Below are 15962 nucleotides of genomic sequence, written 5' to 3'. Positions count from 1 at the left end.
TGGGCTGAGGCATGCCGACTGACGGGCGCCGGGGTGGCGCGGACGGCGCGGACGGCCAAAACGGCCAGGACCAACAGGGCAGCCACGCCCCCCACGACCTCCGACCAGACCCGAACCCCCTCCTGCCGCGCTGGGCAATCCGCGCCACCGCGTGGAACCTCGCGCTCATCGTCGCCGTGGTGGTGGCGGCCGGGCTGGTCTGGGTCTGCGTCGAGCTGCGCGCCGCCGTCGTGCCGCTGCTGCTGGCGCTGCTGGCCACCTCGCTGTTGGAGCCGGCCGGGCGGCGCCTGACCGGCCGGATCCGCAGCCGGTCGCTGGCCGCCGGGGTGGCGTGCGCGCTGCTGGTGGGCGTGGTCGGCGGGACCGCGTGGCTGGTGGCGCGCGCCATCGCCGACGCCGCCCCGGGCATCGGGCGGGCGCTGGGCCGGATCGGGCAGCGAATCGGCGTCGGGTCCGGCGAGGAGCTGGTGCAGTCCGCGGCCGACGGGCTGCGGTCGATGGGTTCGCAGGCAGGTTCGGCGCTGGTGGCCGGGGTCGTGCACGGGGTGTCCACGGCGGTGCAGATCCTGGCCGGGTCGGTGCTGAGCGTGGTGCTGATCTACTTCCTGATCCGGGACGGGGACCGGTTCCCGGCGTTCGTCGCGCGGTCGCTGCCCCGGGGTACGGCGCCGGTCGCGGTGCGGATGGCGCGGCGCGCGTGGGAGGCGTTGTCCGGGTTCATGCGCGGCACCACGTTCATCGCGCTCATCGACGCGGGGCTGATCCTGATCGGGCTGCTGATCCTGCGGGTGCCGGGCGCCGGCGGCCTGGCCGCGCTGGTGTTCGTGGGCGCCTACATCCCGTTCATCGGCGCCTTCCTGTCCGGGACGGTCGCGGTGCTCGTGGCGCTCGGCGACGGCGGCGTCGGCAAGGCGCTGTGGGTGCTCGGCGTGGTGGTCGCCGTGCAGGTGATCGAGGGCAACCTCCTGCAGCCGATGATCCAGTCCCGCACGGTGTCGCTGCATCCGGCCGTGGTGATGCTGGCGGTCACCGGCGGCACCGCGGTCGCCGGGATCCTGGGCGCGCTGCTGGCGGTTCCGCTGACGGCGGCCGCCTCGGGCGTCGTCGCGGAATGGCGGGAGACCGCGGGCCAATCGGGGACGTCGCAGGATGCTGACGTCCCCGGATCGTAAGGTCTCGAGGTTTCGCCTTGTCGCTGCGCGCTACATCCGGGTGTAAGAACCCTTACGCAGTTCCGCCGGGAGACCGGCCTCGACCGGTGTCCAGCCCAGCATCCGCCCGGCGCGCGCCGAGTTCAGCGGCGCGGAACGGGTCAGCACGTCCGCGTAGGGCCCCATCGCCTCCCGGGCCTGCTCCAGCGTGATCGACATCGCCTGGGCACCGGTGAGTTCCGCGACGGCTTCGGCGATGTCACGCATGCTGGTCGGGGTACCCGCGGAGGCGTTCACCACGAGCCGGGGCTCAGCGGCCACGAGCGCCGAGGCGTGGAGCCGGGCCAGATCGTCGACGTGCACGGAGCTCCAGGCGTTCGCGCCGGTGCCGATGTACGTCGCGACCCCGTGCTCGCGGGCGCCGGCGATCATGCCCCGCAGCAGCCCGGAGCCGCCCCGGCCGTAGATCAGCGAGGCACGGACCACGGTCACCGCGGGCCCCTCGGCGGCCAGCACCCGGCGCTCCCCGAGCACCTTGAACGGCTGCGGCGACTGCTCGGGGGCGACCGGGCTGTCCTCGTCGACCTGTGCGCCGTGTGTGTCGGGGTAGACCAGGCCGGTGCTGGTGTACACGAAGGGCCGCCCCGGCTTCGTCGCGTCGAGCATCGCAGCCAGCGCCGGCTGCTCGATCTCGTGCATGGCGGGGTCGGCGAAGTCCACGGCGGCGTGCACGACCCCGTCGGCTTCCGCCGCCGCCGCGCGCAGCACCTCCAGGTCGGCGAGGCTTCCGGGCACGGGCTCGGCGCCCAGTCGCGCCACCTTCTCGCGCGCCGCGTCCGAGCGCACCAGCGCGCTCACCCGATGGCCGCCGCGGATCAAGTGCTCGGTGAGGACGGCGCCGAAGTAGCCGCTCGCGCCGGTCAGGAAAACGCGCATCGTCTGAGTCCTTGCCTTTCCAAAGGTGTCTTTTCCAGAAGTGTCTTTCGGCCCAGCGTCCACGCAGTCCAGACGGCTATCCAGGGACCACCGGTCCGTGGCTGCGGAGCTCCCGGCCGAGCGTCGCCGCCGTACTGTGGGCCCATGGACAAGCACGCTTTGGCGGAGTTCCTGCGGAACAGGCGGGAACACGTCGAACCGGAGGACGTGGGGCTGCCCCGCGGGCCGCGCCGCCGGACGCCGGGGCTGCGTCGCTAGGAGGTCGCGCAGCTGGCCCACATCTCCACGGACCACTACAGCCGGCTGGAGCAGGCCCGCGGACGGCATCCGTCGCGCGCCGTGCTGCAGGCCGTCGCCCGGGCGTTGCGGCTGTCCGACCAGGAGCGCGCGCACTTGTTCTCGCTCGCCGGGCAGGCCGAGGACGACCGCGGCCGCCTGCCGTCGCGCCGCGTCGACGAGGCCACCGCCGCGCTGCTGAACCGCCTCACCGACACCCCGGCGCTGGTCATGGACAACACCTGCCAGGTCATCGCGTGGAATCCGCTGGCCGCCGCGCTGTTCGAGGACTTCGCGCTGCTGCGGAGCGCGGACCGCAACGTCCTGCGCCGCATCTTCCTGCATCCGGACCAGGGCCGCGGTACGTACGGCATCACGGACCAGGAGCAGTTCGTCCTCACCACCGTGAGCTACCTGCGCATGGCCACCACGCGGTATCCCGACGACGCGGACCTTCGGGCGCTGATCGCCGATCTCCTGGCCGGCAGCGAGGTTTTCCGACGCCTGTGGACCTCGCTGGACATCCGCGTCGACCACCACGCGCGCCAGGTGTTCCAGCACCCGCAGGTCGGGCCGATCGAGCTCGACTACGACATCCTCAGCATCCCGGACCGCGACCAGCAGGTGGTGCTGTTCACCGCCGAGCCCGATTCGCGCGCGTTCCGCGATCTGCAGCTGCTCAAAGTCATCGGCGCGCGGCCGATGGTCCCTTCCGGCTGACGGCGACGATGATGGCCGGGGTTTGCGCCCCGGCCACCATCGCGCCGGTCTCCATCGCGCCAGTCTCCCGGCTCCCGCGTCTCAGGCGTGGTCGCGCAGGTAGCGCACCAGCCCGGTGACGTCCTCGGGGACCAGCCGGCCGATGGCGCCGCTGGAGTAGACGCTCACGACGACCTTGCCGTGCCGGTCCAGGACGAAGCCGGTGGACTGCAGATACAGCGGGTCCGGGTTCACGAAGGCGCCGGTCGACTCCGCGACGGCGTGGGCGTCGGCGCCGAACCCGACCGGGTACTCCAGGCCGTGCTCGGCGATCAGGGCGGCGGTGGTGGTCTCGTCGTCGACCGACAGTGCGGCGACCTTGATGCCCGCGTCGGCGAGGGAGTCCTTCGCGCGCTGGAAGGCCCGCAGCTGGGCGTTGCAGTAGGGGCACCACGATCCGCGGTAGAAGAGCACCACGCCGTACGCGCCGTCGAAGATCTCGGGCACCCGCACCACCTCCCCGCCGGGGACGGTGAGCGCCAGCTCGGGGAAGGGGTCGCCGGGGTGCAGCAGCGTCATGGTCGTGTTCCTCGCGGTGATCGGTCGACGTGTCGACGTGGTCGGCATGGTCGACGCGGTCGCCTCGGGGCGGCGACCGTCTCACCTGTTAGTGGCGGCCGCGAGGGGTGTTCTTACCGATGGCCGCGAGCAAACCTTCGAGGTCCTCGGCGCACGGACCACAGCTGCGCAGGTGGGCGGCGATTTCCGGGTACCGCTGCCGGGCCGCGGACGGATCGGCGATCGCGACCTCGGCGTAGACGTGGAGCAGTTCCATCGCCTTGTCGCATCCCGCGTCGCGGGGATCCGTCTGCAGGAAGGCGTCCAGGGCGGACCAGCCGTTCATGAGCGCCTCGCAGAGTTCTCAGGCAGGTACCCGTCGGCCACCAGCCTGGTCCGCAGCTTCCGTCGGGCGTCGAACATCGTCTTGTACAGCGCGTTCCGGTTGGTTCCCAGCCTCGCGGCCAGCACGTCCAACGGTACGCCGTCGACCACCAGGGCGGTGAAGACCTGCCGCTGACGGTCCGTGAGGTCGGTCTGGACCGCCTGCCGCAGGGCCCGGGCCAGATCGCGCCACTCGGCCTCGCGCGCCGGGTCGAACCCGAACCTCTCGGCGAGCCGGTCCTCCTGCTCCACGGCGTCCAGCGGGGCCGCCGGATCGCGCCAGAAGTGCCGTCCGACCTTCGCGGACACCTCGAAGACGACGAACTTGTAGGCCCAGGTGGTGAACCGGCTCTCGCCTCGGAAGCCGCCGACCTTGGCCAGGACGCCGAGCAGCGCGTCGGCGGCGGCCTGGTGCGCCAGGTCGTCCAGCTCGGGCCCGGAGATCCCGTGCCGTGCGCCGCGGCGGTTGGTCTCCGCTCGCGCGACGCGCAGCAGCATCTCGTGCAGCCTGGCCACGGCATGTTCCCGCTCGACGCCGGTCGCGCTCAGGGCCTGAACCCACGCGTCCGGGACCGGCGCCGGATCGGCGGCCCGCCTCGGTGACAGACCGGGAGCGCTCACTCCGATCACGCTACTTCCTTCGCCGTGCCGCCGAGGCGCGGGCCGGGGCCCGCGGCCGGCACGTCATCGATTCGTAAGCAGCGTGCCGAGCCGACCGCGCCCGGCCTGTCAGGCCGGGCACCATCCTGGTCTTGTCTGCCGGCTGTCCGTCAGTGACGCTGTGAGGACACGATGATCAGGAGGCGGCTATGGCAGGCATCTGCGATTGCTGTGGAAGTCAGGCCGAGTGGACACAGAGCTATCTGCTCGCGACGCGGACGGTGGTGCTCTCCGAAGGGTTCTGGCGCAGGCATTTCGAACTGCTCAAATCGGTGGTGGCGCCGATGGCCTTCGACGAGAGCCAACAGTTGACGCTCTTCGATTCGTCGCTGCGCAAGAACGCCGGCAGCGCCACCCCGTGGTTCATCTGCGACCACTGCATCGATCTGTTCATCTGCGACCGCGCCGAGGCCCGATCCCACGCTCTCGACCGCAGCGAGCCGGCCCGGGGCGGCGCGGTGGATCCGGGCGGCTGCGTCCAGGTCGCGGCCATCGCCTGGGAGGGTGTCTTCGGCCGCTGGCCGTCGAACGCGCAACGCCCGACGGTCCGCGACTCCTGCGACTTCTGCGCGCGCAAGATCTACGCGGGCGAGTACTGCAGCAACGTCAGGCAGGAAGCCATCGACGAGCTGCGCGCCGCGGGAGCGCTCGACGCTCCCCCGCTGAACCCCATCCGCTCCGACGGCAGCGGCTGGCTCGCCTGCCAGCGATGCATGGTGGCCATGGTCGCGAAGACGATGCGCCTCCGGGAGCGGGGCCGCTGAGGTGGGTGGCACTCTGGAGGAGGCCGAGCAGCTTTTCGAGCGTGGCAAGGCGCTGGTCTTCCAGGACCGGTTCCGCGAAGCGGCCGAGATCCTGGAAGCCGTCGTCGCCCTGGCGCCGGGGGACGGTGCGACCCGGATCCTGCTGGCCGTGAGCCGCTTCAACTCCGGCGACTACGTCGGCTCGCTGGCTCCGGCGGCGTTCGGCGCATACATGGAGCCGTCGCACGCCGTCGCCCACACGATCCTCGGGGAGGCGCTTCGTCAGGTCGGCCGGCCCGAGGACGCGGCACGCCACCTCGCGCGGGCCGCCTGGCTCGGGAATCCGCAGGCGGCGTCGTTGCTGGCCGAAATGGACCAGGAGTCCTGCGGCAGGTGCGGCGGCGCCGTCGACCCGGCGGCCCGGTGCCGACGCTGCGCGGGCGAGCCGCCGCCGACGGGCGATCCCCGGCACCGGAGTTGGGCCTGGTCCGCACTGCCCGAAAGCGACTACCGGTCGGGCCTGAGCCTGCCCAGCGGGGAACTCGCCGACCTCGGGGGCGCGTACGTGACGCGGTACCGGGAGCAGGGCGACGCCGAGGCGATCGAGGAGGCGATCCTGTACCTGGAGCTCGCGGCCGCCGCCGGCGCCGACGCCGAGCGCGCGACGCCGTTGACGGAGCTCGGCGTCACCTTCCGCCTCCGCTTCCTGTGCTACGGGATCCCGGTGGATCTGGACTACGCGATCGACTGCCACGAGCAGGCCCTGTCGCTCACCGAGCCGCGCAGCCAGACCCAGGCCCAGGTCCTCGGCAACATCAGCGTGGCCTACGCGGAGCGCTACAAACTCGGGGGGCTGCGCGCCGACCTGGACCGGGGAATCGCGCTGGTCGAACGCGGGCTCGAGTTCTCGACGCCGGACTGGGAGATCCACACCGCGCTGCTGGCCAACGCCGGCGAACTGTCCGCGGTCCGTTTCGCGCGCGACGGTGCGCCCGCCGACCTCGATCGCGCCATCGAGCTGCAGGAACAGGTGGCGGCGGGCACCCCGGCAGACCACCCGAGGCTGGCGGGAAGGCTGTCGAACCTCGCCGCGGCGCTCGTGGAGCGCTACCGAACCGTCGGGGCCCGCTCCGACCTGCGGCGGTCCATCGGGTTCGCCGAGCGCGCGGTTGACGAGACCCCGGTCGGGCACCCGGCCCGCGCGATCCGGCTGGGCAACCTGGGCAACGCCCTGCTCTACTCGTGCGACCGGACGCCGAACGACGCGGAGCTCTCCCGGGCGATCAGCGCTCTGAGACAGGCCTATGAGACGACCCCGGAAGGGAGCCCGGCCTCGATCCGGATGCTCTCCCAACTCCTCGACACCTACCTTCGGCCGGACGCCGCGCTGCACCACGTCGACCGGGCACAGCTGCGGGCCCACGCCGCAAGGCTGGCCTCTGCGGTGAACGCCCCGGTGCTCGACCGGGTGCGCGGCGGCCGGGTGGTCGGTGCGTTGGCGAACGCGGTCGGCGACTTCGAGACCGCCACGGAAGTCCTCGACGCCACGATCGGGCTGCTCCCGTCGATCGCCGCGCGCGGGGCGGACTGGGCGGACCGGGATCGCCGCGCGGGTGAGTATCTCGGGTTGGTCGGTCATGCCGTGACCGCGCACTGCGCCCGGGGCGATCTCGTCGGTGCCGTGCAGATCGCCGAGCTGGGTCGCGGCCTGCAGTTGGCCGAACAGCTCGACGCGCGCAGCGATCTGAGCGACCTCGAGCAGCAGCTGCCCGAGTACGCGCAGGCCCTGGGACGGGTTCGGACCCTGCTGGGCGAGCACGACGGAGCGCCGGGAGAGAGTCAGGCGCCGCTCTGGACGCGGTATGAGGACCTGCTCGCGCAGATCCGCGGCCATCACGACTTCGAACGCTTCCTGCTGCCTCCGGACCTGTCCGAGCTACGACGCGCCACCGGCTCCGGCACGGTCGTCATGATCAACGCCGGGCGCGAGCGCTCCGACGCCGTCCTGGTCCTCGCCGGCGGCGAACTCGTCCACGTTCCGCTGCCCGACCTCAGATCGCGCCACGTCGTCGACTTTCAGACGCCGCTGCTCACCTTGGCGCGCGGAGCCCGCGACCTGCCCCCGGAGAAGGCACGAAGCCCGCAGGCCACGCTTTCCGATGTCCTCGCCTGGCTCTGGGAGACCGCCGTCGGCCCGATCCACAAGGCGCTGCTCGACAACACCGGCGCCGAAGCGCGCGCCGACGGCGCACCGCGGCGCGTGTGGTGGCTGCCGATCGGCGCCATCGGCGCCTTTCCGCTGCACGCTGCGGGATACCCCGGGCAGCCGGGAGCGCTCGACGCCCTCGTCTCCTCCTACACCCCGACTCTGCGCGTACTCGCCCACGCGCACGGCCGCCGACCGGCGGCGACCCGGCGCCAGCTGACCGTCGCGCTCGCCGAGGTGCCCGGACTGCCCACCATCCCCGGCACGATCGCCGAGGCCCGCACCCTGCACCGCGACCACCCCGAGATCCCGCCGCTGCTCGACGGGCACGCCACGGTCGGCCGGGTGAAGTCCGCGCTGCCGGAGGCGACCTGGGCGCACTTCGCGTGCCACGCCTCGGCGGACCGCGCCGTCCCGTCCCGCAGCGGGCTGCACCTGGCCGACGGCGTGCTGACCGTCCCCGAGGTGAGCCGGCTCCAGCTCGCCGACGCGGAACTCGCCTACCTGTCCGCCTGCTCCACCGCGCACCGCAGCGACACCAGCATCGACGAGTCCGTCAACCTCGCCTCCGCGTTCCACCTGGCCGGGTTCCGGCACGTCGTGGCGAGTCTGTGGCCGCTGGACGACGCCATCGCCGCACAGACCGCCAACAGCTTCTACGCGCGGCTGGCCGATACCCCCGACGGCTCGGGAGCGGCCGCCGCGCTGCGCGCCGTCACCCTCGAACTCCAAGGGTTGTACCCGGATCGCCAGGACTTCTGGGCGGCGTTGATTCACAGCGGGCCGTGAGAAGCGGACCGCGAGAACCGCCGTTCCGTCGCAGGGCTCTGCCTTACGGTGGAAATCGACGGGCCCGATCGGCCTGGGCCCGCCAACCGGACCTGTGCGCGAGGGGGAGGGCGCACAGCGCGCCTCGGTCTCAGGCTCCTGGCACGGCTGCGCCGCGGGGAGGGACAGGCGCAGACGGCGGTGGAGACGGCGACGGTCGACTTCGCGGAGAACCCCGGGGACGAGGACTTCCGGGCGGCGTTGCGGGCCCAGGTGAGGAAGGCGCTGAGCCGGGATCCGGACCTGGCGCAGCTGGTGAGCGAGGACTCGGCCACGGTGACGGCCACCGGCGAGCGGGCCGTGGCCGTCGCGCACAACACCGGGATCTGCCGCGCCCAGGGAGCGGTCGGTGGCCGTCGGCGTCAACCGCGGCATCATCTCCACCGGGGACAACACGCAGAACGTGCAGGTGACGCTGCTGGCCGGGCTGCCCGACCACGTGCGGATCGCGGCTCCGCCCGGGACCGTGCTGCTGGGCGGCAGCAGCGGGGCCGGGGTGTTCGTCGGGCGCGAGGCCGAGCTCGGGATGCTCGCCGCGGCGGACGGCGGCGCCCAGGTCCTGGTCGGGCTCGGCGGCGCGGGCCAGACCACGCTCGCGCGCCGCTTCGCCGAGCAGCGCCGGGACCGCGACAACCCGGTCTGGTGGATCGACGGCCGTACCGCGGAATCGATCGAGGCGGGGCTGGCCGAGCTCGCCGTGCGGCTCGACCCGCTGTTCGACGGGCTGCGGGCGCTGGCCGCGGACTGGACGCGCGCGTGGCTCGCCGCGCACCGCGACTGGCTGCTGGTGCTGGACGACGTGCCGGGCCCGGAGCAGGTCAGGAGGCTGATCGAAGGACTCCCGGACGGCAGGTTCCTGCTCACCAGCCGTCAGCGGGACGGCTGGCTGGGCCTGGCCCGGGCCCTGGGGATCGGCGTCCTGGGCGCGGAACACGCCGTCGAACTGCTCGGCCGCGTGGTGCGGGAAAGCCTTCCGCGGTCCGCCGAAGCCGCGGGCGAACCCGATCTGACCGGTGCCGCCGAGCTGTGCGAACGGCTCCGCCGGCTACCGCTGGCGATCGATCAGGCCGGGGCGTTCATCGCGCAGAGCGCGATCTCGCCGGCGGCGTATCTCAGGCTGCTGACCAGCCGCGGGGCCGAGGCGCTGGGGCAGGCCGCGCCCCGTGGCGGCCCGGAGCGCACCGTCGCCCGGATCTGGAGCGTCACCTTCGAGCGGCTGGCCGAGGACCCCTTATCGGCGCAGTCCCTGCGCGTGTTCGCCTGGTTCGCCCCGAACGACATCCCCCGGCACCTCGACCCGGACGCGGACGAGCCGCCGGCCCTGCTCGTAGCGCTCAAGCTGCTGGCCGCCCACCACATGGTGACGCTGACCCCGGACGCGGTCGCGGTGCACCCGCTGGTCCAGGAGATCGCGCGCACGCCGAGCGAGGAGGACCCGTACCGCTCGGCCGAACTGATCGCCAGGGCGCGGGAGCAGGCGACGATGCTGCTGGTCATCGCGGCCGGAAAGCTGTCCCGCCGGGGCGGGACGGAGACCTGGCCGAAGCGCCGCAGGCTCTTCCCGCACATCGAGGCCCTGGCCGCGCTGACGGACCCGGAGCAGGACGGCGAGCACGCGGTGACGCTCTACGGCTGGGCCGGCGAGTCCCTGCAGGCCCAGGGCGACTTCCGGAACGCGATCCGCCATCTGGAGCGCGCGGACGAGGGGTCCCGGCGCGTGCGCGGCGTGCGCGACGAGCGGTCGCTGCGGCTGCGGATCAGCCTCGCGCAGTCGTACACCGCCGTCGGCGAGGCTGAGCGCGGCGCGGCCGTATACGAGCAGATGCTTCCGGACTGCGTGGACGTGTTCGGCGAGGCACACGACCTCACCGCGCTCGTCCGCATATCGCTGGCCACGGTGTACTCGGCCGCGGGCGCGCACGAGCGGGCCGTCGGCCAGCTGAACGCCCTGGTCGGCCACTGCGACGCGGCCTTCGGCCGGGACGCCCGGATCTCGCGCGTGGCCCGGTTCAATCTCGGCTCGGCGCTGATCGGCGCGGGCGACCACCGGGCGGCCGCCGAGGTCTACGAGGACTACCACGCGACGGAGCTCGCCGCGCTCGGAGCCGACGACCCCTCGACGCTGAAAGCCGCCACCAACCTCGCGACGTGCCTGTACCGGCTCGGCGAGCTCGCGCGGGCCCGGCAGCTGCAGGAGGACGTGGCCGAGCGCCGGGCGCGGGTTCTGGGCGAGCTGCACCCGGACACGCTGCTGGCGCGCGCGAACCTCGCCAACACGCTGTCGGCGAGCGGGGAGCACGAGCGCGCTCGCGAGCTCGCGGCGAGCGTGCTCGCCGACCGGGAGCAGGTGCTCGGGAGCGATCATCCCGGCACCGTTGCCTCGCGCGCGGACCTGGCGGTGATCGAGAGGGCTTCCGAGGAGCGGCAGCCCGCGGCTTCGGGGCGGCGGGGGCTGCTGCGGCGGCTCGGGCGGCGCGGCTGAGCGGCCGGCTCGGGGCACTTCGGAACCTTTTCGCAGCTTCGGTGGCCAGCCGGCCGGAGCGGCGGCGGCCGGCCGGACCGGGGCCGGCCAGCAGGTCCGCGACCTGCTGTGGGCACCGTGACCTGGGCCGGCATTGGCGCGTGCGGCGCCTCCTACCTGTCGTTAGCCGAACGAACTTGCAAAATCCCCAAAGAAGTTCGACACTCTAACCATGAGTGAGTCGAACCAACTGTCCGGGCTGCCCGCCGAGCGGGTGGTCGACGCCGTGCAGGTGCTGGTGCGGTTGCGGCGGTCGCTGGAGCGGGTGGAGACCGGCTTGAGCCTGCCGCAGTACCAGTTGCTGTCGATGGTGCGCGGAGGCGGGGAGCGGTCGGCACGGTTGGCCGACAAGCTCGCGGTGCGCAAGCCCACGCTGACCGCCGCCGCCGATGCGCTGGTGGCCGCCGGGCTGCTGGAGCGGGAGGCCGATCCCGGGGATCGGCGGGTGGTCCGGGTGCGGATTACCGAGGCCGGTTTGGCTGCTGTACGCAGTGCCGAGGAACAGCTGGCCGCCGCTTTGGCGCCGCTGTTCGGGGACGCGGCCGCGCACTTGGACGGTGGCGGTGAGGCGTTGCTGGACTGCTTCGACGCGCTGGACGGGGCTTTGAACCGGCGGTTCGCCGAGCATCGGGCCCGGCATCTGGCCGAGGCCGAGGCGACGCGCGCCGAGTGACGAGATCGAGGACAAGGGGGCAAGAACATCAAGAGCGCTGACAACACCACAAGCAATGCAGACACGATAAGCAACACGAACACCAAGAACACCAAGAACATAACGAACATAACGAACGCCACCGAAACCCTCGTGACCGGCGGCAAGGACGACAACGCGTCCAGCACCTGGATCCGCCGGCTGGCCTCGGTCAGCTGGGTCTACCGCCGCAGTGTCCTGATCGCGTTCGGCGGCTCTCTGGTGGCCATGCTCGCCAACGCCGCCATGCCGCTGATCCAGCGGCACATCATCGACGACGTCGTCATCTCGCGCCGCTCGTCGCTGGCCCCGTGGGCCGCGATGGCGCTGGTGCTGGCGCTGGCCAACTTCGCCGGGACGCGCCTGCGCCGCTACGTCGGCGGCAAGCTCTCCCTGGACGTGCAGTACGACCTGCGCAACCGGATCTTCGGCGCGCTGTCCCGGCTGGACGGCGCGCGCCAGGACGAGTTGGCGACCGGGCAGCTGATCTCGCGCGCCACCTCCGACGTCACCATGGTGCAGGGCCTGTTGGGCATGCTGCCGATGCTGACCGGGAACCTGCTGCTGTTCTTCGTCGCGCTCGGCGTGATGGCGTTCCTGTCGCCGCTGCTGACGCTGGTCGCGGTGGCGACCGGGCCGTTGCTGTGGCTGGTGGCGGTGGCCGCGCGCAAGCGGCTGTATCCGGCCACGTGGGAGGCGCAGCAGCAGGCTTCGGCGCTGGCCGGCGTGGTGGACGCCGCGGTCGGCGGCGTGCGGGTGGTGAAGGGCTTCGGGCAGGAGGAGCAGGAGCTCGGCAAGCTGGAGGCGGCCGGCGAGCGGCTGTTCGCCTCGCGGCTGCGCGCGGTGCGGTTCTCGGCCCGCTACAACCCGGCGATCATGGCGATCCCGGCGCTCGGGCAGGTCGGGGTGTTGTTCCTCGGCGGCTGGCTGGCGCTGCGGGGCACGATCACGCTGGGCACGTTCCTGGCGTTCTCCACCTATCTGGCGCAGATGCTCGGTCCGGTGCGGATGCTGTCCTCGCTGGTGACGATCGGGCAGCAGGCGCGGGCCAGTGTGGAGCGGATCTTCGAGATCATCGACTCGCAGCCGAAGGTGACCGAGAAGCCGGACGCGGCGCTGCTGCCGCGCCAGGCCTCGGGCGTGGAGTTCGACGGCGCCGTGTTCGGCTACGTCGCCTCCCGGCCGGTGCTGCGCGGCCTGGACCTGAAAGTGGGACCCGAGGAGACGGTGGCGCTGGTCGGGACCTCCGGGTCCGGCAAGTCCACGGTGTCGATGCTGCTCCCCCGCTTCTACGACGTGCAGGGCGGCGCGGTGCGGGTCGGCGGCGCCGACGTGCGCGACGTGACCCTGGACTCGCTGCGCGAGGCGATCGGGCTGGTGATGGAGGACAGCTTCCTGTTCTCCGACTCGGTCCGCGCCAACATCGCCTACGGCCGCCCGGACGCCACCGACGAGCAGGTGCGGGCCGCGGCGCGGATGGCCGAGGCCGACGAGTTCGTCGAGCAGCTGCCCGACGGCTACGACACCGTGGTCGGCGAGCAGGGCCTGACCCTGTCCGGCGGCCAGCGCCAGCGCATAGCCCTGGCGCGGGCGCTGATCACCGATCCCCGGGTGCTGATCCTGGACGACGCCACCTCCGCGGTGGACGCCCGCGTGGAGGCGGAGATCCACGACACGCTGCGCCGGGTGATGGCGGGCCGCACGACGCTGCTGATCGCGCACCGCCGCTCCACGCTGGCGCTGGCGGACCGGATCGCGGTGCTGGACCACGGCCGGGTCGTCGACATCGGCACGCACGAGGAGCTGACCGAGCGCTGCCCGCTGTACCGGCTGTTGTTGTCCGGGCCGGGAGACGACGCGGAGGGTATCGACGCCGGGGATCTGACGCGGGCTGTGCAGCCCGTGGCGGTTCAGGGCTCGAACGGCTTCGCGGTCAACGGCCAGGCCAACGGCCAGATCAGCGGCCAGATCAAGGGCCAGGCCAACGGCATAAGCAATGGCATAACCAACGGCCACAGCAACGGCGCCGCTGCCAACGGCACTAGTGCCGGTATCAGCACCGGCACCGGAACCGCCACCGAGGCCCAGGTCGACGGCATCACCCCGAGCCTGTGGCCCGAAACCGACGACGCCGGCAACCCGCTGGCCGCCGCCAAGGGCTCGGGCTCCGGCGCGCTGCCCGGCATGGGCGGCGGAGGCGGCGGCGGGCGCGGTGTCGGCGGCGGGGGCGGCGGCGGCTTCGGCGGCTTCCTGGCCTCGATGCCCCCGACCCCCGAGCTGCTGGCGAAGGTCGCGGCGCTGCCGCCGGCCACCGACGCCCCGCACGTGTCGCAGGCCGAGGCGCGCGCCGCGGACCCGACGTTCTCGCTGCGCAGGCTGCTGCGTCCGTTCCGGCTGGCGCTGCTGCTCGGCCTGGCGCTGGTGGCCGCGGACACCGCGGCCGGCCTGGCGCTGCCGGCGCTGATCCGCGGCGGCGTGGACAAGGGCATCCTGGCGCACTCGCTGTCGGCGATCGTCGCGGTGTCGGTGGCGGCGCTGGGGGTGACGCTCGCGGACACCGTGATCAACGTCTGCCAGTACCGAGTCACCGGCCGCACCGGCGAGCGCCTGCTGTACGCGCTGCGGGTGAAGGTGTTCGCGCAGTTGCAGCGCCTGGGGCTGGACTACTACGAGCGCGAGCTGTCCGGGCGCATCATGACCCGGATGACCACCGACGTGGACGCGCTGTCCACGTTCCTGCAGACCGGTCTGCAACAGGCGGTCGTCAGCGTGCTGTCGTTCGTCGGCATCGTGGTGGCGCTGGTGGTGATCGACTGGAAGATGGCGCTGATCGCGCTGAGCGTCCTGCCGCCGCTGCTGATCGCGACCGCGGTGTTCCGGTCGAAGTCGAGCAAGGCGTACACCGAGGCGCGGGAGAAGGTCTCGGCGGTCAACGCCGACCTACAGGAGAACGTCGCCGGCATGCGGGTGACGCAGGCCTTCCGGCGTGAGGGCACGAACGCGGTCCGGTTCGCCGGGCTGTCGGACGAGTTCCGCGTCTCACGGCTGCGGGCGCAGAAGTACATCGCGACGTACTTCCCGTTCGTGCAGCTGCTGGCGGACGTCGCCGGGCTGCTGGTGCTGGCCGCGGGTGCCTCGCGGGTGCACTCCGGGGAGCTGACCGCCGGTGCGCTGATCGCGTACCTGCTCTACATCGACATGGTGTTCTCGCCGGTGCAGCAGCTCTCGCAGGTGTTCGACGGCTACCAGCAGGCCGCGGTGGGCCTGCGCCGGATCGGGGATCTGCTGCGGACCAAGCCGTCCACACCGGAGCCGGAGCATCCGGTACCGGTGCCGGCGGCGCTCGGCGAGATCGTGTTCGACGACGTCACCTTCGCCTACGGCCCGGACACCCGGCCGGCGCTGGAGGGCGTGAGCGTGCGCATCCCGGCGGGGCAGACGGTGGCGCTGGTCGGGCAGACCGGGGCGGGCAAGTCCACCTTCGTGAAGATGGTCGCCCGCTTCTACGACCCGACCGGCGGCGCGGTCACGGCCGGCCGGCACGACCTGCGCGAGTTCGAGCTGACCGACTGGCGGCACCGGCTGGGCGTGGTCCCGCAGGAGGCATACCTGTTCGACGGGACCGTCGCCGAGGCCATCGCCTACGCCCGCCCCGACGCACCGCGCCGGGACATCGAGGCGGCGGCCCGCGCGGTCGGCGCCGAGGAGATGATCGCGGCGCTGCCCGACGGCTTCCACTCCCAGGTCGCCGAGCGCGGCCGGAACCTGTCGGCCGGGCAGCGGCAGCTGCTGGCGCTGGCCCGGGCCGAGCTGGCCGATCCGGACGTGCTGATCCTGGACGAGGCCACCTCCTCGCTGGACCTGGCCACCGAGGCCGCGGTCACCCGCGCCGAGCTGTCCCGCTCGGCCGACCACGGCGCCGACGGCCGCAGCCGCACCACGCTGGTGGTGGCGCACCGGCTGACCACGGCGGCGCGCGCCGACCGGATCCTGGTGCTGGACGGCGGCCGCATCGTCGAGGACGGCACGCACGCGGAGCTGGTCGACGGCGGCGGGACGTACGCGGCGCTGTGGGAGGCGTTCGTCGCCGGGCACGAGGACGGCGAGCGGGAGGCGGAGCCTGCGGGAGCGGCTTTGTAGAGCCGCACATAAAGAGTCGGGGGGGGGGGGGGGCCCCCCCCCCCCCCCCCAAAAAAAAAAAAAAAAAAAAAAAAAAAAAAAAAAAAAAAAAAATAAAAAAAAAAAAAAAAAAATAAAAAAAAAAAAAAAAAAAAAAAAAAAAAAAAATAAAAAAAAAAAAAAAAAAAAA

The 15962-nt window shown here is 72.3% G+C and carries 11 protein-coding genes; 7 read left to right on the top strand and 4 right to left on the bottom strand.

Annotated features, from left to right (window positions below):
• Positions 1-11 precede the first annotated feature (11 nt).
• Positions 12-1172, top strand: a complete 1161-nt coding sequence (locus ABH920_RS16665) for an AI-2E family transporter (protein WP_370349905.1) — start codon at positions 12-14, stop codon at positions 1170-1172.
• A gap of 30 nt (positions 1173-1202) precedes the next feature.
• Here the strand turns inward: ABH920_RS16665 and ABH920_RS16660 are convergent, their stop codons facing one another.
• Positions 1203-2087: an NAD-dependent epimerase/dehydratase family protein gene (locus ABH920_RS16660; protein ID WP_370349904.1), complete on the bottom strand. Its 885-nt coding sequence runs from the start codon at positions 2085-2087 to the stop codon at positions 1203-1205.
• A 270-nt stretch (positions 2088-2357) separates the two neighbouring features.
• Between ABH920_RS16660 and ABH920_RS16655 the strand changes: the two genes are divergently transcribed.
• Complete coding sequence (locus tag ABH920_RS16655) at positions 2358-3083, top strand: helix-turn-helix transcriptional regulator (RefSeq protein ID WP_370350277.1); 726 nt, start codon at positions 2358-2360, stop codon at positions 3081-3083.
• Positions 3084-3164: 81 nt separating this feature from the next.
• Here the strand turns inward: ABH920_RS16655 and ABH920_RS16650 are convergent, their stop codons facing one another.
• The 3 genes from ABH920_RS16650 to ABH920_RS16640 all read right to left on the bottom strand — a co-directional run bounded on the left by ABH920_RS16650 (position 3165) and on the right by ABH920_RS16640 (position 4625).
• Positions 3165-3641, bottom strand: a complete 477-nt coding sequence (locus ABH920_RS16650) for a peroxiredoxin family protein (protein ID WP_370349903.1) — start codon at positions 3639-3641, stop codon at positions 3165-3167.
• An 88-nt stretch (positions 3642-3729) separates the two neighbouring features.
• Complete coding sequence (locus ABH920_RS16645; protein WP_370349902.1) at positions 3730-3966, bottom strand: hypothetical protein; 237 nt, start codon at positions 3964-3966, stop codon at positions 3730-3732.
• Entirely contained in the window at positions 3963-4625 is a 663-nt protein-coding gene (locus ABH920_RS16640; RefSeq protein WP_370349901.1) for a sigma-70 family RNA polymerase sigma factor, read from the bottom strand. Before ABH920_RS16640 ends, ABH920_RS16645 begins: the two co-directional genes overlap by 4 nt.
• A 188-nt stretch (positions 4626-4813) precedes the next feature.
• Between ABH920_RS16640 and ABH920_RS16635 the strand changes: the two genes are divergently transcribed.
• The 5 genes from ABH920_RS16635 to ABH920_RS16615 all read left to right on the top strand — a co-directional run bounded on the left by ABH920_RS16635 (position 4814) and on the right by ABH920_RS16615 (position 15793).
• The gene (locus ABH920_RS16635) at positions 4814-5428 is read left to right on the top strand and encodes a hypothetical protein (protein WP_370349900.1); all 615 of its coding nucleotides are present in this window, start codon (positions 4814-4816) and stop codon (positions 5426-5428) included.
• 1 nt (position 5429) lies between these two features.
• Positions 5430-8402 carry a CHAT domain-containing protein gene (locus ABH920_RS16630; RefSeq protein WP_370349899.1) on the top strand — a complete coding sequence of 991 codons (2973 nt, stop codon included), beginning with the start codon at positions 5430-5432 and terminating at the stop codon, positions 8400-8402.
• 388 nt (positions 8403-8790) lie between these two features.
• Positions 8791-10923, top strand: a complete 2133-nt coding sequence (locus ABH920_RS16625) for a tetratricopeptide repeat protein (RefSeq protein ID WP_370349898.1) — start codon at positions 8791-8793, stop codon at positions 10921-10923.
• A 211-nt stretch (positions 10924-11134) separates the two neighbouring features.
• Positions 11135-11635 carry a MarR family transcriptional regulator gene (locus ABH920_RS16620; protein WP_370349897.1) on the top strand — a complete coding sequence of 167 codons (501 nt, stop codon included), beginning with the start codon at positions 11135-11137 and terminating at the stop codon, positions 11633-11635.
• A gap of 132 nt (positions 11636-11767) precedes the next feature.
• Entirely contained in the window at positions 11768-15793 is a 4026-nt protein-coding gene (locus ABH920_RS16615; RefSeq protein ID WP_370349896.1) for an ABC transporter ATP-binding protein, read from the top strand.
• The last annotated feature ends 169 nt before the right edge of the window (positions 15794-15962 follow it).

The sequence above is a fragment of the Catenulispora sp. EB89 genome (assembly GCF_041261445.1).
Lineage (GTDB): Bacteria > Actinomycetota > Actinomycetes > Streptomycetales > Catenulisporaceae > Catenulispora.
The sequence above is the reverse complement of the archived record's forward strand: the minus strand, read 5'-3'. Positions and strand labels throughout refer to the sequence as shown.